Source organism: Streptomyces sp. AC555_RSS877, from assembly GCF_019049245.1.
In the GTDB taxonomy this organism is placed as follows: domain Bacteria; phylum Actinomycetota; class Actinomycetes; order Streptomycetales; family Streptomycetaceae; genus Streptomyces.
The window spans coordinates 86,129-105,658 of sequence record NZ_JAGMUK010000038.1; the positions used below are offsets into that span (position 1 = coordinate 86,129).

Annotated in this window: 19 protein-coding genes; 11 read left to right on the plus strand and 8 right to left on the minus strand. The window is 71.4% G+C overall.

Going from position 1 to position 19,530, the window contains the following annotated elements; translation table 11 throughout:
- The first annotated feature begins 297 nt into the window (after positions 1-297).
- The 3 genes from KUM49_RS16590 (at position 298) to KUM49_RS16600 (ending at position 3,098) form a co-directional block, all read left to right on the plus strand.
- Entirely contained in the window at positions 298-1,290 is a 993-nt protein-coding gene (locus KUM49_RS16590) for a helix-turn-helix domain-containing protein (protein WP_217237623.1), read from the plus strand.
- Between the two features lie 159 nt (positions 1,291-1,449).
- Complete coding sequence (locus KUM49_RS16595; RefSeq protein ID WP_217237624.1) at positions 1,450-1,908, plus strand: MarR family winged helix-turn-helix transcriptional regulator; 459 nt, start codon at positions 1,450-1,452, stop codon at positions 1,906-1,908.
- Positions 1,905-3,098 (plus strand): CaiB/BaiF CoA-transferase family protein, encoded by a 1,194-nt coding sequence (locus KUM49_RS16600; RefSeq protein ID WP_217237625.1) that lies wholly within the window; start codon positions 1,905-1,907, stop codon positions 3,096-3,098. The genes KUM49_RS16595 and KUM49_RS16600 overlap by 4 nt, the downstream gene beginning before the upstream one ends.
- Before the next feature lie 57 nt (positions 3,099-3,155).
- Here the strand turns inward: KUM49_RS16600 and KUM49_RS16605 are convergent, their stop codons facing one another.
- From KUM49_RS16605 to KUM49_RS48345, 4 genes are all read right to left on the minus strand, one after another.
- On the minus strand, positions 3,156-3,833 hold the full coding sequence (locus KUM49_RS16605) for an SUMF1/EgtB/PvdO family nonheme iron enzyme (RefSeq protein WP_217237626.1): 678 nt from the start codon (positions 3,831-3,833) through the stop codon (positions 3,156-3,158).
- A gap of 63 nt (positions 3,834-3,896) precedes the next feature.
- On the minus strand, positions 3,897-4,790 hold the full coding sequence (locus KUM49_RS16610; RefSeq protein WP_217237627.1) for a hypothetical protein: 894 nt from the start codon (positions 4,788-4,790) through the stop codon (positions 3,897-3,899).
- A gap of 100 nt (positions 4,791-4,890) precedes the next feature.
- Complete coding sequence (locus KUM49_RS16615) at positions 4,891-5,508, minus strand: hypothetical protein (protein WP_217237628.1); 618 nt, start codon at positions 5,506-5,508, stop codon at positions 4,891-4,893.
- A 336-nt stretch (positions 5,509-5,844) separates the two neighbouring features.
- Positions 5,845-6,240 carry a hypothetical protein gene (locus tag KUM49_RS48345; protein WP_254401375.1) on the minus strand — a complete coding sequence of 132 codons (396 nt, stop codon included), beginning with the start codon at positions 6,238-6,240 and terminating at the stop codon, positions 5,845-5,847.
- On the opposite strand from KUM49_RS48345, the gene KUM49_RS16620 reads away from it, so the two are divergent.
- The gene (locus KUM49_RS16620; protein ID WP_374200161.1) at positions 6,227-6,883 is read left to right on the plus strand and encodes a pectate lyase; all 657 of its coding nucleotides are present in this window, start codon (positions 6,227-6,229) and stop codon (positions 6,881-6,883) included. The two genes, KUM49_RS48345 and KUM49_RS16620, sit on opposite strands and share 14 nt — an antisense overlap.
- A gap of 313 nt (positions 6,884-7,196) precedes the next feature.
- Entirely contained in the window at positions 7,197-8,069 is an 873-nt protein-coding gene (locus KUM49_RS16625) for an LCP family protein (protein ID WP_374200162.1), read from the plus strand.
- Between the two features lie 58 nt (positions 8,070-8,127).
- On the opposite strand, the gene KUM49_RS16630 is transcribed toward KUM49_RS16625, so the two are convergent.
- Positions 8,128-9,315 carry a N(5)-(carboxyethyl)ornithine synthase gene (locus KUM49_RS16630; protein ID WP_217237629.1) on the minus strand — a complete coding sequence of 396 codons (1,188 nt, stop codon included), beginning with the start codon at positions 9,313-9,315 and terminating at the stop codon, positions 8,128-8,130.
- Between the two features lie 673 nt (positions 9,316-9,988).
- Between KUM49_RS16630 and KUM49_RS16635 the strand changes: the two genes are divergently transcribed.
- The 3 genes from KUM49_RS16635 (at position 9,989) to KUM49_RS16645 (ending at position 11,902) form a co-directional block, all read left to right on the plus strand.
- Entirely contained in the window at positions 9,989-11,065 is a 1,077-nt protein-coding gene (locus KUM49_RS16635) for an acyl-CoA desaturase (RefSeq protein WP_217237684.1), read from the plus strand.
- Between the two features lie 91 nt (positions 11,066-11,156).
- Entirely contained in the window at positions 11,157-11,639 is a 483-nt protein-coding gene (locus KUM49_RS16640; RefSeq protein WP_217237630.1) for a DUF2975 domain-containing protein, read from the plus strand.
- Positions 11,639-11,902 (plus strand): helix-turn-helix transcriptional regulator, encoded by a 264-nt coding sequence (locus KUM49_RS16645; RefSeq protein WP_217237631.1) that lies wholly within the window; start codon positions 11,639-11,641, stop codon positions 11,900-11,902. The genes KUM49_RS16640 and KUM49_RS16645 overlap by 1 nt, the downstream gene beginning before the upstream one ends.
- 311 nt (positions 11,903-12,213) lie before the next feature.
- On the opposite strand, the gene KUM49_RS16650 is transcribed toward KUM49_RS16645, so the two are convergent.
- Positions 12,214-13,500 carry an MFS transporter gene (locus KUM49_RS16650; protein WP_254401348.1) on the minus strand — a complete coding sequence of 429 codons (1,287 nt, stop codon included), beginning with the start codon at positions 13,498-13,500 and terminating at the stop codon, positions 12,214-12,216.
- Positions 13,501-13,967: 467 nt separating this feature from the next.
- On the opposite strand from KUM49_RS16650, the gene KUM49_RS16655 reads away from it, so the two are divergent.
- The 3 genes from KUM49_RS16655 (at position 13,968) to KUM49_RS16665 (ending at position 17,826) form a co-directional block, all read left to right on the plus strand.
- Entirely contained in the window at positions 13,968-14,459 is a 492-nt protein-coding gene (locus tag KUM49_RS16655) for a nucleotidyltransferase domain-containing protein (protein ID WP_217237633.1), read from the plus strand.
- A gap of 170 nt (positions 14,460-14,629) precedes the next feature.
- Positions 14,630-16,294, plus strand: a complete 1,665-nt coding sequence (locus KUM49_RS16660; RefSeq protein ID WP_217237634.1) for an alkaline phosphatase — start codon at positions 14,630-14,632, stop codon at positions 16,292-16,294.
- Positions 16,295-16,461: 167 nt separating this feature from the next.
- Positions 16,462-17,826 (plus strand): carbohydrate-binding protein, encoded by a 1,365-nt coding sequence (locus KUM49_RS16665; RefSeq protein ID WP_217237635.1) that lies wholly within the window; start codon positions 16,462-16,464, stop codon positions 17,824-17,826.
- 90 nt (positions 17,827-17,916) lie between these two features.
- On the opposite strand, the gene KUM49_RS16670 is transcribed toward KUM49_RS16665, so the two are convergent.
- Together KUM49_RS16670 and KUM49_RS16675 are read right to left on the minus strand one after the other, a co-directional pair.
- Complete coding sequence (locus KUM49_RS16670; protein WP_217237636.1) at positions 17,917-19,008, minus strand: serine hydrolase; 1,092 nt, start codon at positions 19,006-19,008, stop codon at positions 17,917-17,919.
- Complete coding sequence (locus KUM49_RS16675) at positions 19,005-19,448, minus strand: hypothetical protein (RefSeq protein WP_374200164.1); 444 nt, start codon at positions 19,446-19,448, stop codon at positions 19,005-19,007. Before KUM49_RS16675 ends, KUM49_RS16670 begins: the two co-directional genes overlap by 4 nt.
- Positions 19,449-19,530 lie beyond the last annotated feature (82 nt).

Genomic DNA, 19,530 nt, shown 5'->3' on the forward strand with positions numbered 1-19,530 from the left:
GGACTCGGGCGCAGGCCCATGGAGCGGCAAGTTTTTTCTCGGGGAAGGGTCGCACGGACGCAGGTCCATGGGGCGCAGACCTCCGGGGGCGCAAACCTCCGGGCACAGGTCTCCGGGAACGCCAGGCCTCTCGGGCGCGGGCACTGCAGACGCAGGACGCTGGAGGCGCGAGCCTTTCGGGCGCGGGCACTCGGAGCGCAGGCTCCGGGGGCGTATGGCGACCTCCAGGGCCGTGCGACCGAATGACCTCACTGCACAGGCTCCGCCGAACGGGACGGAATAGCGCACCATGGACGCATGAAAGAGCTGGCCGGGCGCCTGACCGAGCTGGACCCGGACGCCGGCGCCGCCGTCCAGGTCATCGCCTACTTCGACCGACTGGCCGAGTCCCGGGCCGGGCTGGAGGCGCTGGTCCGTGGGGCCGCGGTGCTGGCCGGGGTGCCGGCGCGGCTGGTCGACGCCGACCGGCGGGTGCACGTCCGTGTCGAGGCCGACGGCACCCGCCGGGAGACGGACCGTCCGCCGGACGCCGCCTGGCCGTCCGCCGCGCTGGCGCCGGGCGGGGCCGCGGCCCTGTGGCTGGAGCGGGCGGAGGCGGCGCCCCCCAGCGTGGTGGACGCGGTGATCCTGGAGCGGGCCGCCGGCGCCGTACGGCTCGTCCTCGACCGCACCCGGGGCCGGGCTCGCTCCGACGATCCCGCGCTGATCGAGACGGCCCTGGACGCCTCGGCCCCGGAACCCGCCCGGCTGCACGCGGTCCGCAAACTGGGCCTGGACCCCGCTGCACCCGCACGCGCCCTGGCCCCGCGCGACGGCCGGCCCCGGATCGTCGCCGCGCACCCGGAGGCCCGACTCCCCGCCGACCGGCTCGGCGTCGGCCCCGCCGTCCCGGTGCTGGACCTGCCGCTTTCCTGGGCCGCCGCCCGTACCGCCCTGCGGTTCACCGCGGACGGCACCGCACAGGACCCCGGACCGCGCGTGGTGTACGCCGACGAGCTCGGCGGCATCGCCCTGCTGGCCGACCTGGTCGCCCCGGGCGCCGAACCGCCGCCCGACGTCCGGGCCCTGGAAGCGGCGGCCGCGACCACGCCCTGGCTGCCGGCCACCCTGCACGCCGTGGCCGCGACGGCGAGCCTGCGCGCGGCGGCCGTCGAGATCAACGTGCACCACTCCACGCTCCAGGACCGGCTGACCCACGCCGAGCACCTGCTCGGCTGGCCCCTGCGCACACCGCAGGGCCGACTGCGCCTGCAGTTGGCCCTGACGATGCGGCATCTGGCGCGGTCGTAGCGGGTCGCGCGCGTGCTGTCGGACGGCCACGGCGATCACGACGATCACGACGATCGATCCCGGCGATGCTTGCATGCGCGCTATAAGCGCATCCGCTGGAAATTTCAAGCATGGCCTATCCTGGATGGTCAGTCACCTCGGGACGGAGGAGCAGGCCCCATGACCGCCACAGACCCCGCACTCACCGCCCTCGCACAGGGCTGGTGCGCCCTCTCCCTGCTGCACGGCAGGATCGAGGCCCACATCGAGCGGGCCCTGCAGACGGGGCACGACCTGAGCGTGCGCGAGTACTCCCTGCTGGACGTCCTCGGCCGCCAGCACGACGGCGAGGGCGGTCACCTCCAGATGAAGCAGGTCGCCGACGCCGTCGTCCTCAGCCAGAGCGCCACCACCCGCCTGGTGACCCGCCTCGAAGACCGCGGCCTGCTCTCCCGCTACCTCTGCCCCACCGACCGCCGCGGCATCTACACCGACGTCACCCCGGCCGGTCGCGAACTCCTCGAAGAAGCCCGTCCCACCAACGAGAGGGCCCTGCGCGAAGCCCTCGACGAGGCCGCGCGGAACCGGGAACTCGCCCCGCTGGTACGGGCCGTCGAGACCCTCGGCGTGGCCGCATGAGCCTGCCGCCGCTTCCGCTGTCCGGGATCACCGTGGTCAGCCTGGAGCAGGCGGTGGCCGCTCCCTTCGCCACCCGGCAGCTCGCCGATCTCGGTGCCCGGGTGATCAAGGTGGAGCGGCCGGGCGACGGCGACTTCGCGCGCCGCTACGACACGACCGTGCACGGCCACTCCAGTTACTTCGTGTGGCTCAACCGGTCCAAGGAGTCCCTCACGCTCGACCTCAAGGACCCCCGGGGCCGCGAGATCCTGCACGAACTCCTCGGTGGCGCCGACGTGTTCGTGCAGAACCTCGCACCCGGAGCCGCCGACCGGCTCGGCCTCGGCGTGGACTGCCTCCAGGAGCGGTGGCCGCGACTGATCCCGTGCACGATCTCCGGTTACGGCACCTCCGGGCCGTGGGCCGACCGCAAGTCGTACGACCTGCTGGTGCAGTGCCAGACGGGCCTGGTGTCCCTGACCGGCACGGCCGACGAGACCGCCCGCGTCGGCATCTCCGTCGCCGACATCGCGGCCGGGATGTACGCCTATTCCGGCGTCCTCACCGCCCTGTTCACGCGCGCCACCACCGGCACGGCACACCCGGTGGAGGTGTCCCTGTTCGAGGCGCTGGCCGAGTGGATGGGCCAGCCCGCCAACTACACCCGGTACGGCGGCACCCAGCCCCCGCGCCTGGGCACCCAGCACGCCACCATCGCGCCGTACGGCGCCTACACGGCCGCCGACGGCAGGGACGTGCTGTTCTCCATCCAGAACGAACGCGAGTGGGCCGCACTGTGCGCCGACTTCCTCGGGCGGCCCGAACTGGCCGCCGACCCGCGTTTCGCCACCGGCTCCGACCGGGTCGTCCATCGCGATGAGCTCAACGCCGTCGTCGCCGAGCGCGTCGAGCGCTCCGCCGCCGAGGAGATCCTGAAGGACCTGGAGGCCATCGGCATCGCCTGTGCCGGGGTCAACGACATCGCCGGGTTCCTCGGCCACCCGGTCCTCGCCGCCCGTGGTCGCTGGCGCCAGGTGGGCGTGCCCGGCGGGGCGACGGTGCAGGCGTTGCTGCCGCCGGCCGACCTGGCGGGGCTGCCGGCACGCATGGACCCCGTACCGGGTGTGGGCGAGCACACCGAGGCGATCCTCGCGGAACTCGGCCGCGGCCCCGCCGACATCGAGGCACTGCGCGCCGACGCCGTCATCTGACCGCGGAGGACCACCGACGCGGCGGCCGAGTGCGGCCGGGCCGCCCGCGGGCGGGTCTCACCAGGACGTCCCCGAACGCGTGACGCGGAATCCGACGTCGTCCACCCGGAACGTCGGATGGCTGCGGCGGCGTACGGACGCCCGGCAGCTCCAGTGCTCGTCGAACCAGCCGCCGCCGCGCAGGACCCGGTAACTGCCGTAGACCTCCGGGTCGTAGAGATCCCAGCACCACTCCCAGACGTTGCCGAGCATGTCGTACAGGCCCCACGGGTTGGGCCGTCTGCCGCCCACCTCGTGGATCCGTTCGTCCGAGGTGCCGCGGTACCAGGCGATCTCGTCGAGCGGCCCGTACCGCGGCCCGGTGGTGCCTGCACGGCAGGCGTGCTCCCACTCGGCCTCGGTCGGCAACCGGTACCCGTCGGCGTCCGCGTCCCAGTCGGCTCCTTCGCCGTCGGGGTGGACCCGGTACGCGGGCGTCAGCCCGGCGCGCTCCGACAGGGCGTTGCAGAACCGGACCGCGTCCCACCAGGAGACCCCCTCGACGGGTAACCGGTCACCTTGCGCCGAGCCTGGCCGATGCCCCGTCACCTGGGCGTACAGCTCCTGGGTGACGGGGTACGCGGCCAGCCGGTAGGGCGCGAGCTCCACCTTCCAGGTGCGTTCGGTCCGCCGGTCGGCCAGCGTGACCTGTCCGGCGGGGACGGCGGTCATCCGGTGCTCCGCGCTCAGGTTCATGCGCGGATGATCTCACCGGCGGGCGGACGGCGGGCCGGCCGGGGCCCGGCCGCTCGGCCCTACTCAGTAGCCGTAGCGACTCTTCACATGGCGCCAGAAGTCGCGGAACATCCACTTGTCGAACTCCGTGATCTGCGCGGCGCTGCCCGCCTTCATGAGGAAGCAGCACTGGCCGGTCGGGGTCCAGTCGTAGAAGTCGTCGAGGCCGAAGGTGTGGCCGACCTCGTGCAGGTAGATGTGGATGTTCTCCTGGTCCAGCGCGCCGGTGAAGTACTCCTGGCCGACCCGCTGGCCCCAGTCACCGCCGGCACCGCCCTGGAATCCCTTGGTCAGCCACAGCGACTGGTCGTAGTGGCGGGCCGCGCCGCCCGGGCACCTGGAGTAGTCGCCGTCCTGGTGGAAGAAGCGGCCGCAGTCCGGAGCGCACTGCGGGGCGCCGCCGCCGTCGAGGTTGCCCGCGTAGATGTCGACGGAGTTGTCGGTCCACTGCAGGGTCGACCGGGACTTGACCGCCCAGCCGACGATGTTGACGGGGACGGTGGTGTACGGCCAGGCGTTGTGTCCCTTGCCGCCTTCGACCATGGCCGCCATCCACTTGCCGAACTGCTTCTTCAGCGCGGTGTGGATCCGGTCGCGCAGGGCGGCGCTGACCGGGGCGTCGGACTCCCAGCGGACGCAGTAGTTGACGCTTCCCTTGTTGGCCATGACCTGGTCCCAGCCGTAGTTCCGGAAACCGTGGAGGTCCGGGTAGGTCGACTGGACGTGGTTCCAGACCTCGTTCAGGGGCTGGACCAGGTTGGCGGGGGGATTCCAGTCGTCGGCGGCCGGGGCCGGGATGACCGCGGCCCCGGCCGGAGTCGCCGCCGCCTGTGCCGGGGTCACCGACACGCCCGGCAAGGCGAACACTGCGGCCAGGGCGGCCAGGACGGCGATCAGACGCGCAATGCGGGTGCGCATGGTGAACTCCCTTGGTGGGGTACGGGATTCACCTTCGTGTCGCCGCCGATGCCCGGCAGGTTGCCGCATCCTGCCGGCCGGCTGCCGCGTCCCGCCCGGCTCAGCCGGTAAGCGGTGCCGTCGCGAGCACGTCCCCCGTGGGCACGGTGGTCAGCTCCGTCGCCGCCGGAAGTTCCGCCGTGGGCACGGTGGTCGCCTCTGTCGCGCCGCCGCCCAGCACTCCCGTGACCAGTCCGATCACCGGCGTCAGCAGCCCGGTGACCTGGCCCAGTACCGCGCCCAGATCGAGTGAGGTGAGTGCCCCGAGGATTCCGTCGATCGACGACTGGAGCCCGGTGAGCAGGTCCGAGACCGGGTCGGCGGCCGTGGCCGCCGGCACCGAAGAAGCCAGCCGCTGCTGAACAGCGGCATGCGCGGTCCGTACGGCGCGGTCATACGCGGCGGCGTCCGCCCGGTCGAGACGGCTGCCCTCCGACGCGGCGATGGAGTTCACCACGTCGACGAGCGGGGTGAACACGGCGGCGCGGTCCGCTCTCTCCAGCGCGTCGAACCGTTCCACGACCGCGTCCGCCGCCGGGGCGGAGCGTGCCACGGCGGCCCGGTCCACGGCCTCCAAGGAGGTGTCGCTCGCGGCAGCGGCGGTGCCGGCCGATGCGAGCAGCAGGGCCGAGCACAGCAGGGGCGGCAGGAGGAGACCGCGGGTAACCAGGGGACGCATGCACGTTCCTTTCCCTCACGCTGTTCAACGCTGTTCTGGGCCCACCGTGGAAAGCACCCCGACCCTCCGCAACCGCTCCTGCCACCGGTGACCCGCCCTACGCGTCGGCGAGGTCACGCTGACCAGCACCTTCCCGGACAGCACGGCCGCTTCGGGCGGTACGGGCACGCTCGCCCGTCAGGGTGCGCCACCCTTAGTTCTGCTGCTCCGTCCGGACGGGCGACCGGGCATGGACACACATCTCACAGAATCCGGAAACTTCACAGAATTCCGGCAACCCTTGCGGAAGCGGTGGCGACTGGTGGGCGACGCGCTCCACGAACTGCCGAACGAAGGTCACCACGTGAGTACAAGAGCAGCCCTGCACCGCCGGACGCGGCGCGGGAGAACCAACCGTCGGACTGTTCTGATCAGCGTGGTGGCCACCGCACTGGTCGGGGGCGCGATCATCGGCGGTGTCCTGATGAGGTCATCGGCCTCCGGGCCGGCGGCGGCCAAAACCCGGTCCGCGCCGTCCGCTTCGGCGTCGCCCTCCCCTTCGGGTTCGGCATCCTCTCCCTCCCCCTCAGCGTCCTCGTCGGCCTCGGCATCCGCCTCGCCCTCGGCTTCGGCTTCGGCTTCGGCATCCGCGAGCAAGAGCGCGTCCGCCTCCGCCGCCAGGCGCCCCTCCCCCGCCTCCGCCCTCGGCTCCTGGCCGACCGCCACCGGGGGCAAGCCGGTGACGTCCACCATCCAGGTCTCCGGCAGCTACGACGGCGGCCTGCGACGCTTCTACGGCTCCGGCGCCCTGGGCGGCGACGGGCAGGACGAAAACCAGGACCCCGTCTTCGAACTCGCCGACGGAGCCGTCCTGAAGAACGTCGTCCTCGGCGCGCCGGCCGCCGACGGCGTGCACTGCCTGGGCAGTTGCACCCTGCAGAACGTGTGGTGGCAGGACGTCGGCGAAGACGCGGCCACCTTCAAGGGCACCTCGCCCTCCGCCACGTACCTCGTCGTCGGCGGCGGCGCCCGGCAGGCGGACGACAAGGTCTTCCAGCACAACGGTGCCGGCACACTGACCGTCAGCAACTTCCAGGTCGCCGAGTTCGGCAAGCTCTACCGCTCGTGCGGCAACTGCGAGACGCAGTACAAGCGCCACGTCGTGATCGACAACGTCAGGGTGACCGCCCCCGGCAAGGTGCTGGCCGGCGTCAACGCCAACTACGGGGACACCGCCACCCTTTCCCGTGTGACGATCATCGGCGACAGCGGCAGGGACATCACCGTCTGCGAGCGCTTCCAGGGCAACACCAGCGGCGCGGAGCCGAGCAAGATCGGCAGCGGTGCGGACGGCACGTCCTGCCACTACAGCGCATCGGGCATCGCCTACAAGTGACCGACGGCGCGTTCCTGTGAGACTCGGTGTTACGGCCATGCAAACGAAATACCGTGGCTAGACTCCCGCCCCATGCGTAACTCCAGTCCCATCAGGCAGTGGAAGAAGACGTCCCCTCGCGCCTCGCGCCCCGACACCCACGACTGGAGAAGAACGGCCCGGAACGCGGCCCGTCGGAGCGCGAGGCGCCTCAAGGCGCCTGTGCCGCAGGCCACGTGCAAGCCGCTCGGCACACCGGCCGAGAGGGGGGACGACGTTCCGTGAAAGCTCGGCACAAACAGTCCCGCGACCCGCGCGGACACTGGCTGCGTACGTGTGGGGGGACACCGAGCTCGACCAGAAGGTCGACCTCGGTGCGCTCCCGGACCGGCCGGCGCAGGGGAGGGGGACCAACTACCTGATCGTGGGCTCCGACAGTCGTGCGGGCCTGTCGGAGCAGGCCCGGAAGGATCTGCGCACCGGCTCGGCCGAGGGCCGCCGCACCGACTCGATGATGCTGCTGCACACCGGCGCGAACGGCACCACGATGTTGAGCCTGCCGCGCGCCTTGTGGGTGACCCTCCCGCCGTACGTCCGTCCCGAGACCGGCAGGAACCACCGCGCCGAGCCCGACAAGCTGAACGCCGCGTTCTCCCTCGGCGGCCCCGACCTGCTTGTACGTGCCGTGGAGCGCAACACCGGGCTGCGCGTCGACCACTACGCGGAGATCGGCTTCGCGGGCTTCGTCGGCGTGGTGGACGCGGTCGGTGGCGTGGACCTGTGCCTGGACCGTGCCGTGAAGGACGAGAAGTCGGGCGCGGACCTGCCGAAAGGCTGCCAGAACCTCGACGGCAGCCAGGCGCTGGCGTTCGTCCGGCAGCGCAAACAGGAAGCCCTGGGTGATCTGGGACGCACCCGCAACCAGCAGAGGTTCCTGACCGCGCTCGCCAAGAAGGCCGTCACTCCGGAAACGCTCCTCAACCCCGCCAAGGCCCTTCCGACCCTCGGCGCGGGCCTCGACACGCTCGTCGTGGACAAGGACACGGAGCTACGGGATCTCGTGTCGCTGTTCCAGGCGATGCGGGGCGTCACGGCGGGCGGCGGCAGACAGATCAACGTGCCCGTCTCCGACCCCGCCCTCGCCACCTCCAAGGGCAGCGCCGTGAAGTGGGACGACCGCCAGGCGCGGAAACTCTTCGCGGGGTGAGGGCCGACCGGCCGGTGACGCTCCCGCGGGAGAAGTGACCACCCCGGCCGGCGGCCGGTCAGGCGGGCTGGGCGGAGGAGCTCATCGCCGGGGCGCCGACGGAGGCCTCGGGGACGTGGGGGTAGGCGGCCGTCCGGTGCTGGAACGACAGGATCTTCGGGTTCTGTACGACACCGTCGCGGATCTCGATGGCCTTGCCGACCGTGGCGTCCGCGTCCCATGCCTCGGACCCGCTCATGACCTTGCGCAGGTACGGCAGGAGCGCCTCGCTGATCTCCCACGTCGCGGAGTTCCACAGGTGGGACGGACTGTGGTCCACCGCGTAGTAGTGGCAGCCCGGGCCCACCGTGAGCATCGGCTCGCCGAAGGAGGTCGGCCGGGCCCACTCGAAGCCCATGCCCTCGTCGCAGGCGACGTCGATGAAGAAGGTTCCCGGCCGGAACAGGGCAAGCTCGTCATCGGTGACGAACGTCAGCGGCGCGTCGGTGTCCTGCAGGACACAGTTGACGATGATGTCGAACCCGGCCAGGTATTCCGCCAGCGGCTTGGGACCGGCCGCGGTGATCGCCAGCAGGCGCGAGGAATCGTCGTCCTGCTCCTCGAAGTGGCCCATCACGACCGACGGCATCGGCGAGGCCACCGCCGCCGCGGCGCGCTGGGTGAGCACCGTGACGTCGGAGACGCCCATGGCGCCCAGGCCCGTGACCGCTCCGCGCGCCGTGGCGCCGAAGCTGATGACCGCGGCGCGCAGGCGGCGGCCGTAGCTGCCGGTCAGCCCGCCGAGCTGCAGGGCGTGCAGCACCGAGCAGTAGCCGGCGAGCTCGTTGTTCTTGTGGAAGACGTGGACGCTGAAGGCGCCCGTGGAGGTCCAGTGGTTCATGGCCTCCCAGGCGATGAGGGTCAGCCGCCGGTCGATGGCGAGCTGGGTCATCTTCTCGTCCTGCACGCAGTGCGGCCATCCCCACAGCACCTGGCCCTCGCGCAGTGCGGCGACATCCTCGTGCATGGGCTTGGGCAGCAGCAGCACGTCGCACTCGGCGACCAGTTGCTCACGGGAGCGCAGGCCCGCCACGAGCGGCCGCAGAGCGTCGTCGGCGACACCGAACCGGTCGCCGTAACCCTCTTCGAGGAAGATCTTCTCGCGGATGTCCGGCGCGATCCGCTCGAGGTGGGCGGGGTGAAGCGGCAGCCGGAACTCATTTTCCTTGCGGGAGGAGGCGAACACTCCGAGGCTCAGCAGGCTCATGCGCTTCCTCAATCATTCAGTTCTTGGTGGTGCTTGGGTCGTGCGTGAGGTCCCGGAATGCCTCTCGGGCCCTCGGGAAACAGGAAAACCGCCGAGGCGGGGCGCGGCGCGGAACGGGATACGGACGGCCTGTGCCGTGCTCCGAGGGCGACGCCGAAACGGCTCACGGCGTGCGAGGTGCGCTCGATACCGCAACCGTACTCCTCCGCGGACCCCGGACCCGACCGTCCAGGCGTCGCCGGCCTCTCCCCCGCCCGGCCGGGAACCTTGCCGGCACCCCGGACGTTCTGGAGAGTGGTTGTAGTTGAAGTTTGCGAACGTGTGAGCGCCCGCGGAGTTCTGACAGCGGGCGCTTCGTCGTTTCGGGTTTTCTTCGACGGCTGGCGACCAGCAGCCCGGAGTACGCGCGAGCGCGCGTGCTCCGACGTACTCGCCATCTCGAAGGAGACCGCACATGGCCGGCCTTTCCGCCCCCCACTCGGCGATCGACACCTCGATGCACCTACGGGCCGACCAGGTCCGCGCGCTCTGAGGACACCCCGTTCTGATGCAGGCCCGCGCCGCGGGCCTGCATTGCGCTGCTTCCCCACGGGCTTCACGCACCCGACGCCCTGCCCCCGCGTCGGAACCGGCCCGCACGCTCTCCGAAAGGCAAACCGTGACCACTGACATCATGAACCGGGGCACCGAGCCGGCGGATCCCGCCGGGATCTCAGAACCCTCGCCCGGCAGCCGAGGCAGCGAGTACGCCGCGCTGTCCCGCGAGGTGAAGCAGAGCGGGCTGCTGAAACGGCGCCCGGGCTACTACTCGGTGAAGGTGGGGGCGAACCTGCTTCTGCTGGCCGCCGGATGGACCGCGTTCGCCCTGATCGGCGATTCGTGGTGGCAGCTGCTGACGGCCGCCTTCCTCGCGGTGATGTTCACCCAGACCGGGTTCATCGGGCACGACGCCGGGCACCACCAGATCGCCGCGTCCAAGCGCGTCAACAACCTGCTCGGCCGGGTGCACGCCGACCTGCTGATCGGTCTCAGCTACGGCTGGTGGATCGCCAAGCACAACCGGCACCACTCCCACCCCAACTACGTCGACCGCGATCCCGACATCGCCGACGGCGCGATCGCCTTCACCCAGGACCAGGCCCGCGTGCGCAGCGGTGCGTACGCCTGGCTGGGCCGTCACCAGGCCTGGCTGTTCTTCCCGATGCTGCTGCTCGAAGGGCTCGCCCTGCACGTGGCCGGCGTACGGGCGATGTTCGACCGCGCCGGTACCCGTACCTCGCGAGTGACCAAGCTGTCCGAGGCGGGACTGCTGACCGGGCACCTCGTCGGATACCTCGTGGCCGTGTTCCTGGTCCTGCCCCCCGTCCAGGCCGTGTGCTTCATCGCCGTGCACCAGGGACTGTTCGGGCTGTACATGGGGTGCTCGTTCGCGCCCAACCACAAGGGCATGCCCATGTTCGCCAAGGACGACAAGGTCGACTTCCTGCGCCGGCAGGTGCTGACCTCTCGCAACATCCGAGGCCACCGGTTCACCGACTTCGCGCTCGGCGGTCTGAACTACCAGATCGAACACCACCTGTTCCCCTCCATGCCGCGGCCCAGCCTGCGCCATGCCCAGGAGATCGTGCGCACGTTCTGCGCCCGGCACGGCATCGCCTACCACGAGACCGGGCTGCTCAGCTCCTACGCGCAGGTGCTGCGGCACCTCCACGCGGTCGGCGGACCGCTCCGCCCCGAACTCGAGTACTGATCCTTTCGGCACTGCCGTCTGACGCGGCCCCACTTGCCAGCCCTATCGAATATCGATAGATTTCCATCGTGCCTCGATCGAAGGAGAGACGATGGGGAAGCTGACAGTGCTTGCGCTGCGCGCCGTGCTCGTGATGCTGCTCGCCGGTTCGTTGGGCGTGCAGGCGGTGATGGTGCCGCTGCTGGCCCTCGACATGGGGGACTTCGACCGGCGCACCCCGGTCCTCGTGATCGTGGTCCTCGGGATGGTGACGGTCCAGGTCGTCCTGGTCTGCGTGTGGCGGCTGGTGACGATGGTGCGGCGGGGAACCGTGTTCTCCCACGCCGCCTTCCGGTACGTGCACATCGTGATCGGCGCGATGGTGACGGCCGCACTGCTGGTGTTCGCGCTCGGGGTGGTCCTGGCGCCGGGAGAGGCCGTCGCCCCCGGCATCGTGCTCCTGCTGGGCGGGATCGCCCTGGGCGTCCTGGGGGTCGCGCTCATCGTGCTGGTGCTGCGGATGCTGCTCGCCCAGGCCGTCGCACGCGACGTCGAGGCGGCGCAGTTGCAGGCCGAGCTGGCAGAGGTGATCTGATGCCGATCGCCGTCGACATCGACGTCATGATGGCCCGGCGGAAGATGTCCGTGGGCGAGCTCGCGGACCGCGTCGGCATCACGCCCGCCAACCTGGCGGTGCTCAAGAACGGCCGCGCCAAGGCGGTGCGCTTCGCGACGCTCGCCGCGCTCTGCGAGGTGCTCGAGTGCCAGCCGGGAGACCTGCTGCGCTGGGAGGCCGACGACGTCGACGACGAGTTCGCCGACCTCACGGCCTCACCGGCAGCGCCTGGCGGCACGTAGGGACGACCCACGGTGTTCGGCCGTGGTGGCCGCGGGGCGACGGCGGACCGATCAGCGGGCGTGCCGGGACTCCCGGCGGCACACGGCCCTTCGGCGCGGAAGCACGCGCAGCCGGGCCCCGGCCGGCCGGCACGCGCCCCTTGTACGTGGGCCCTCCGCGAGGCACCTGGCCCTCAGCCGACCGACAGGCGGCCCTTGCCCCGGAGCGCGCCCGGACGCCGGGCCAGACGGCACTCGGCCCTTGGGGTGGGCCTCCGCGAGGCACCTGCTCCCGGTCGGGCCGTGCGCGGCCCTTGGCTCGGGGTGATCCGTCAGGCGGCGGTGCTCAGCGCTTCCCGATCCGCCGCGTCGCCCGGCTTCGACGGCAGGGCCACCGGCTCCGGGACCCGCCGTGCACGCAGGGCGAAGCCCGCGCCGATCGAGCCGGCGATGATCAGGCCGCCGGTGACGAGGGCACCGCGCGCTCCCGCCAGTTCCATGAGCAGGCCCAGCGCCGGCGGGCCGCCCAGGCCCCACACCGTGCCGATGCTGCTCCACACCCCGAGCACCCGTCCTCGCAGATGAGCCGGCGGGTCGGTCTGCAGGACGGCCGTTCCCGCCGTGTCGGAGAGGGACTCGACCACGGCCATGGGCAGAACGAGTACCAGCAGCACGGCCAGCGACGGCGACAACCCCGCCACCGCCTGCAGCAACGCCCCCGCGGCCGCCAGGATGCCCACGAGCCGGACCGAGGGCCTGCGCAGCCGGGCGCCGAGGACCGCGCCGAGGATGCCGCCGACGGCGAGGACGGTGGAGACCGTGCCGAACGCCCCCGCGCCGCCCGCGAGCGGCCCGGTGACCAGCACGGCGAGGGTGAGTGCGTAGTTGCGTCCGAAAATCGCGCTGATCCCGGTGACCCCGGCGAGCGCGACCAGGCGGGGCCGGCGCACGAAGAAGGCGAGTCCTTCGCGCACGCCCATGTCGTCACCCTTGTCGCGCTGCTTCGAGGTGCCACGCCTGTCGCGTGGCTGCGCAGCGTCCTGCTGGTCCGAGGCGGCATGCCCGGCCGCGCCGTACGCGGGCCGCAGGAACGGAATGACCGAGGTGACGAACAGGAACGACAGTCCGTTGACCGCGTACGCGGCGGACGTGCCCAGCAGGCCCACCGTCACGCCGGCCAGCGCCGCGCCCACGAGCCGGCCCGCGTTGTGCACCAGCGCGCCGACTCCGATGGCGGAGGGGACGTCCGCCACGGGAACGAGGTCGTTGCCCAGCAGGGCGCAGGCCGGACCGTCCACGGTGGCGATGGCGCCGGTCACGGCGGCCAGCACCAGCAAGGACGTCATGTCGAGCCGGTCCAGTGCCACGAGCACGGCGGTCGTGAAGGCGACCGCACCGAGAAGCGCCTGACTGACGGCGGCCGTCAGCTTGCGCGGCCAGCGGTCGACGGCCGCACCGCCCAGCATGCTCATGAACAGGGCGGGCGCGGCCTGGACCGACATGGACAACCCGGTCGCGGCCGCGGATCCGGTGATCTGGAGCACGAGCAGGTTCTGCACCGTGAGCTGCATCCAGGTGCCGGCGTTCGACACGAAGTTCGAGACGGACCACCAGCGCATGCTGCGGTACCGCAGAGACCGCCACGGCGAGCGTGACGCCTCCTTGGCCAAGGCCGCAGAAGTGTTCGATGCAGGGGCGGGGACGGGGTCAGGGGAAGAAGAAGATGCGGAAGACACAGTGCGGTACCCGAGTGGCGAGGCGGGAGGTCGGACAGGTCGGCGAAACCGAGGGACGCCGGCTGCGCTGCGCGGTCACTCCACCGAGTCGGTCACGGCGCGGACCATCGTGGCAGACGGGACGGGCGCGTCGAGGACGGTGCACCCCGCCGCAGCCCGCTCAGGACCCCAAACTCCCCTTGACCACGGACATTTGCCGGGCCGAGTGGGGTTTCTCACAGACTGGCCGGGCCGCCGCCCCGGCACGCACGGCCACCGGGGGCCTTCCGGCGTTCCGAGCGGCCTCGTCGGCGATCGGACGGCTCCGGAGCGTGCCGGAAGAGGCGAACTGATCTAGCCTGCGTCGAGTGATGACAGCCGACGACGTGTTGTTCGTCCTGGCCCTGCTGCGCCGGGCGAAGGTGGACGTCTGGATCGGTGGCGGATGGGGGATCGACGCCCTGCTCGGGGAGCAGACCCGAGACCACCGTGACCTGGACCTGATGCATCGGCAGGACCAGGAGGCCACGGCGACGGCCGCCCTCTCGGCGGCGGGTTTCGCCGAGAGCCTGGACTGGAGGCCCATCCGCTTCGTCGTGACGGCTCCCGACGGGCGAGAGATCGACCTTCACCCACTGGTCTTCGCCGGCGACGGCTCAGCCGAACAGGCATCACCCGAACCGGACCGGCCTTTCACGTACCCCTCCTCGTGCTTCGTGACCGGCACGATCAAGGGAGTGCCCGTCCCGTGTCTGTCCGCCGGGCAGCAGGTCTCCTTCCATCAGGGATACGAGCCGTCGGAACGCGACCGGCACGACATGGCACAACTCCGCCGCGCCTTCGGGATCGCCACGCACTTCTGACCGGCACGGGCGGCCGACGCGATGCACGGAAGACGGCACCGACGCTCTCGGGATCCCGCACCTGCCGTAATTGCGATCTTTGTCTGTTTAGCATTCAGATGCCCGCTTCTTACGGCTTTGTCCTACGTAGCTCACAGGTCTTCGTGCCCTCACCCGCGAGAGGAGGCCTCATGGCCTCGACAGGCCGTCGTAGATCGCTGCTGCAGGACACCTTTTCGCGCCACGACCCCGAACTGCGGGCCGCCGCCCGGCACTTCGGACGGCGGCGTTTTTTCACGGTCGCCGCGGCGGCCGCCGCCCTTGCCTTCACCACCAACCTGCCGGCCCGGGGCGCGGCGAACTCGCGCGAGTTCGACGCGGCGAGGATCTCCTCCGATCCGTTCACGCTCGGCATCGCCTCTGGAGACCCGCTCCCCGGTTCCGTGCTGCTGTGGACCCGGCTCGCCCCGGCCCCGTACGAGCCGGGCGGCGGTCTGCCCGAGCAGTACGTGGTCGTCCACTGGGAGGTGGCCATCGACGAGCGCTTCGCCCTGACCGTCCGCAGCGGCGTCGCCGTCGCCTATCCCGAGTGCAACCACTCCCTGCACATCGAGGTCGACGGTCTCGAGCCCGACCGCGTCTACTACTACCGGTTCAAGACCGGAGCCTGGATCAGCGAGACAGGCCGTACCCGCACGGCACCTGCCACCACTGCCGCCGCCTCGACGCTCTCCTACGCCGCCGTCGCCTGCCAGGCCTACCACGACGGCTACTACACGGTGCACCGCCATCTCGCCCAGGACGACGTCGACGTGGTTCTCCACCTCGGGGACTACCTGTACGAGTACGCCGTGAACTCCACGGGCGGGGCGCGCAACTACACGGACCGGAAGCTGCCCGACGTCTTCAACCGTGAGGCCATGACCCTGGAGGACTACCGGCTGCGCTACGCCCTCTACAAGAGCGATCCGGACCTGCGGGCGGTCCACGCCGCGCACCCCTTCGTCGTCACCTGGGACGACCACGAGACGGAGAACAACCACGCGGGCCCCATCAGCGAGAACAACGACCCGCCGGAAACGTTCCTGTTGCGACGCGCCGCCGCCTACCGGGCGTACTGGGAGAACCAGCCGCTGCGCAGCGCCCAGTTGCCCAGTGGGCCGGACCTGCAGCTCTACCGCCGGCTCCAGTGGGGCACGCTCGCCCAGTTCGACGTCCTCGACACCCGGCAGTACCGCTCCGACCAGTTGTTCGGCGACACCAAGCACGTTTTCGGAGCCGAAGTGGACGACCCGTCGCGCACCATCACCGGGGCCGCGCAGGAGAGCTGGCTGATCGACGGCTGGCGCGCCTCACAGGCCCTGTGGAATGTGATGCCGCAACAGGTCTGCTTCTCGCAGCGCAAACTCGACCTGAACGCCGAGGCGAAGATGTCCATGGACGCCTGGGACGGCTACCGGGCCTCGCGCCGGCGGATCCTCGACGGGGCGAAGTCGGCCGGAGTCGAGAACCTGGTGGTGATGACCGGGGACGTGCACGTCGGCTACGCCTTCGACATCAAGGACGACTTCGACGATCCGGCGTCCACGACCCTGGGCACGGAGATCGTCGCCACGTCCGTCGCGAGCGGCAGGGACGGCGCCGAGAGGCCCCCCAACTGGGACACGTACCTCAAGGCCAACCCTCATCTGCAGTTCTACAACGGGCAGCGCGGCTATGTGAGGGTCGAACTGGGCCGACAGGCGGCACGGGCCGACTTCAAGACCGTGTCCGCCGTGACGACGCCGGGCGCGCCGATCGCGACCGTCGCGTCCTTCATGACGGAGGCCGGCAATCCGGGCCTCACGCCGGTGTGAGGCACCCGTACCTGGTGTCGGAGCGTCAGCATCCGGTACTGCGCCGGCCGGGCCCCTCATGTCGTCCGATGCGCGGAACGGGCCGGATGCGCACATCTTCTGAGTCGCTTTCGGCAAAACCTAGGGTTTCGAGGCCCTTCTGCCACCGAAAACCGAGGAGACTTTTGATGGTCCACAGACACGCCGGAGTCGGCTGTGCCGCCTCGACGGTGCTCGGCGCACTCGTGCTGGCGGGGCTGCCCCAAGCCGCGGCCGTCGAGCCCCCCGCGCCGACGCCGGCGCCCACCGCCGCCGAGACGCTCGGCGCCGCCAGTCCGTCGCCGATGGTCCTGCGCGCACTGGAGCGCGATCTGGGCCTGACGGACGCCCAGGCCAGGACGCGTCTGGTGAACGAGGCGGAGGCGGGCACGCGCGCCGGCCGGCTGCAGAACGCGCTCGGTGAGCACTTCGCGGGCGCATGGGTGCGCGGGGCGACCTCCGCCGACCTGACCGTCGCGACCACCGACGCCGCGGACGTTGCCGCCATCGAGGCCGGTGGAGCGCGGGCGGCGGTCGTCAAGACCGCGCTGCAGGACCTGCGGAAGGCCAAGGCGAAGCTGGACGGCGCCGTGACCGGCAAGGCCCTCGACACGCCGGTTCGGTACATCGACGTGCGGACCAACCGGGTGACGGTGCAGGCGACGAGCCGTGCCGCCGCGAACAAGCTCATCGCGGCCGCGGGCCTCGGCCGCGGGGTCGTGAACATCAGGGTGTCGGCGGACCGGCCGCGCGCCCTGCACGACATCCGGGGCGGTGACGCCTACTACATCGACGACATGGACCGCTGTTCCGTGGGATTCGCCGTCACCAAGGGCGCCCAGCAGGGGTTCGCCACGGCCGGCCACTGCGGGAAGGCGGGGGCGAGGACCACCGGCTTCAACAAGGTCGACCAGGGCACTTTCCAGGCCTCGGTCTTCCCCGGCCAGGACATGGCATGGGTGGGCGTCAACAGCGACTGGACCGCGACGCCCGACGTCACGGCGGAAGGCGGCCAGAACGTTCAGACCGCCGGCTCGGTGCAGGCCCTTGCGGGCGCCGCGATCTGCCGGTCGGGTTCCACCACGGGCTGGCACTGCGGGACGATCGAGCAGCACGACACCAGCGTCAGCTACGCCGAGGGCACCGTCGACGGCGTGACCCGCACGACGGTGTGCGCGGAACCCGGCGACTCCGGCGGCTCCTACGTCTCGGGAACCCAGGCCCAGGGGGTCACGTCGGGCGGCTCCGGCGACTGCACGAGCGGCGGAACGACCTTCTACCAGCCGATCAACCCGCTGCTCAGCACGTACGACCTCACCCTCAGGACCAGCACGGCCGAGAGCGGTACGCCCGCCCCCCAGGACGGCCAGTCGGGCGGCTGGGCCACGGGGCGGGTCTACGAGATCGGAGCGCGGGTGACCCTCGACGGCGTCTCCTACCAGTGCCTGCAGGCGCATCAGGCGCAGGGCGCCTGGCAGCCCGCCCTCACCCCTGCCCTGTGGCAGCGCCTCTGACGGAGCGATGATGTCGGCGCGGCGCGAGGTCCTGGTCTGCGGACTCGGTTCTCGCGCCGCTCCATGGTCTCGGTCCGCCCGGCTCCTCGGTCATGCCTCGGCCAGCAGTGCGTACGCGGTCGGCACGAAGGCGTCGCGGACGCGGAAGCGGCGGGTGCACAGGGCGGCCAGCGCCGTTCCGGTGTCGGGCCGGAAGCCCAGGAAGGCCTGCTGTCCGAGTGTCGCCCCACCGTGGAAGTACAGAGGACCATGCTCCGTGGGGTGCTGGAACCAGGCCACCGTGTGCACATGCCGGTGCCCGAGACCGCGCCGGAGCACGGGGTGGCGTACCGCCCGCAGCGCACCGGTCAGGGGCCGGCCCGACGGTTCCACGTGTGCTTCGAGGAACGTGAGCAGGTCGTTCGGGGTGGCCCGGACGGCGCCGGCCGCCTGGAAGCCGCCGACGAACAACGGGGGCGTGGGTGTCGCGCCGTCCCTGCGGTGTCCGGTGGCGTCGGCGTCCGGGCCGCCGGGACGCAGGACGGTGTCGCTCAGCCGCAGGGGACGCAGCACGTTCGCGGTGAGCAGGTCGTCCCACGGCGTCGCGGTTGCCGCCGCCAGGGCGTGACCGAGTACGGCGACACCGAAGTTGGAGTAGTGCCAGCGCGTGCCGGGACTGCGGTGGTGCCGATGCCGCAGAAACGCGTCGACCACCCGCTCGGCCGGATAGCGGGCGTAGGGGTTGGTACGCCACGCGGGCAGTGCCCGGACGAAGAAGTCGGCGGGCAGGGCGGGCAGTCCGGAGGTGTGGGTGATGAGGTGGGCGAGCGTGACGGGGTCCGGGCCGGTTCGCCCGGCCGGGTCCAGAAGGGCCGCGGCCGGCTCGCCCGCGGACAGCAGACCCGTCTGTGTCAGGTGGGCCGGCAGCAGTCCGGTGAACGTCTTGGACGCTGATCCCAGCTCGTAGCGCAGCCGGTGACGCGGGACGGGCGGGGGCGGCGCGGTGCCACCGCACCGCACGGTGCGGTGACCGTTCCGGGAGAGCGCGAAGACGACGTCGGGGGCGTCCACGACGTTGACGGCCGCGTCGAGCCGCCGCACCACGTCGGCGTCCGAGGACGCGTCCGTCGACGGGCCGTCGGGTGGGAACGTGTCGCTGCCGTCGAGCGGAACGCCCGGCCAGGGAGCGGGTCGGGTGGTCATGCCGGTGCGTGCGCCAGCTGCGTCAGGGCTCGGGAGGTGGCCAGGACGGAGGCGAAGGCGGCGACCAGTGTCGGGTGGTAGACGACGTCGAAGACCTCGTCGGGCTCGCCCTGGGGCATGGTGCGCAGGGCGGGCATCGCGCCATCGGGCTGCTGGGCGGCGGCGAAGCCCTCCCAGGCCCGCTCGTCCAGCGTGGGGCGGGGCAGGCAGGCATCGACGACCAGCAGCTCACCGAGCAGGTCCCAGCGTTGCAGGTCGAGCCAGTCGTCCAGCCAGGCCGGCAGCCAGGCCGCGAGATAGTCGGCGCCCGCCGAAGCCCACGAACTCCGGCGCACGGCGCCCGCCGAGGCCGTCGGCGGCTGAGAGTCGTACAGGTCGGGTCGGGTCCGGGACGGCGGGACGGCGGGACGGCTGATGAACCTGCGGCGCGCGGCGGTCATTCTGGAACTCGTCCGTCCCAGGAAGCCCGGCAACCCGGCCGTCTACCATGACCTTGCGTATTCGCTTGCGCATTCGATGGTG

Bases quoted from the DNA above. Each gene is read 5' to 3' on its own strand.
- KUM49_RS16590 (WP_217237623.1), top strand. From the start codon at position 298: ATGAAAGAGCTGGCCGGGCGCCTGACCGAGCTGGACCCGGACGCCGGC.
- KUM49_RS16595 (WP_217237624.1), top strand. From the start codon at position 1,450: ATGACCGCCACAGACCCCGCACTCACCGCCCTCGCACAGGGCTGGTGC.
- KUM49_RS16600 (WP_217237625.1), top strand. From the start codon at position 1,905: ATGAGCCTGCCGCCGCTTCCGCTGTCCGGGATCACCGTGGTCAGCCTG.
- KUM49_RS16605 (WP_217237626.1), bottom strand. From the start codon at position 3,833: ATGAACCTGAGCGCGGAGCACCGGATGACCGCCGTCCCCGCCGGACAG.
- KUM49_RS16610 (WP_217237627.1), bottom strand. From the start codon at position 4,790: ATGCGCACCCGCATTGCGCGTCTGATCGCCGTCCTGGCCGCCCTGGCC.
- KUM49_RS16615 (WP_217237628.1), bottom strand. From the start codon at position 5,508: ATGCGTCCCCTGGTTACCCGCGGTCTCCTCCTGCCGCCCCTGCTGTGC.
- KUM49_RS48345 (WP_254401375.1), bottom strand. From the start codon at position 6,240: ATGGTGGACGTCACCGGCTTGCCCCCGGTGGCGGTCGGCCAGGAGCCG.
- KUM49_RS16630 (WP_217237629.1), bottom strand. From the start codon at position 9,315: ATGAGCCTGCTGAGCCTCGGAGTGTTCGCCTCCTCCCGCAAGGAAAAT.
- KUM49_RS16635 (WP_217237684.1), top strand. From the start codon at position 9,989: ATGAACCGGGGCACCGAGCCGGCGGATCCCGCCGGGATCTCAGAACCC.
- KUM49_RS16640 (WP_217237630.1), top strand. From the start codon at position 11,157: ATGGGGAAGCTGACAGTGCTTGCGCTGCGCGCCGTGCTCGTGATGCTG.
- KUM49_RS16645 (WP_217237631.1), top strand. From the start codon at position 11,639: ATGCCGATCGCCGTCGACATCGACGTCATGATGGCCCGGCGGAAGATG.
- KUM49_RS16650 (WP_254401348.1), bottom strand. From the start codon at position 13,500: ATGCGCTGGTGGTCCGTCTCGAACTTCGTGTCGAACGCCGGCACCTGG.
- KUM49_RS16655 (WP_217237633.1), top strand. From the start codon at position 13,968: ATGACAGCCGACGACGTGTTGTTCGTCCTGGCCCTGCTGCGCCGGGCG.
- KUM49_RS16660 (WP_217237634.1), top strand. From the start codon at position 14,630: ATGGCCTCGACAGGCCGTCGTAGATCGCTGCTGCAGGACACCTTTTCG.
- KUM49_RS16665 (WP_217237635.1), top strand. From the start codon at position 16,462: ATGGTCCACAGACACGCCGGAGTCGGCTGTGCCGCCTCGACGGTGCTC.
- KUM49_RS16670 (WP_217237636.1), bottom strand. From the start codon at position 19,008: ATGACCACCCGACCCGCTCCCTGGCCGGGCGTTCCGCTCGACGGCAGC.
- KUM49_RS16675 (WP_374200164.1), bottom strand. From the start codon at position 19,448: ATGACCGCCGCGCGCCGCAGGTTCATCAGCCGTCCCGCCGTCCCGCCG.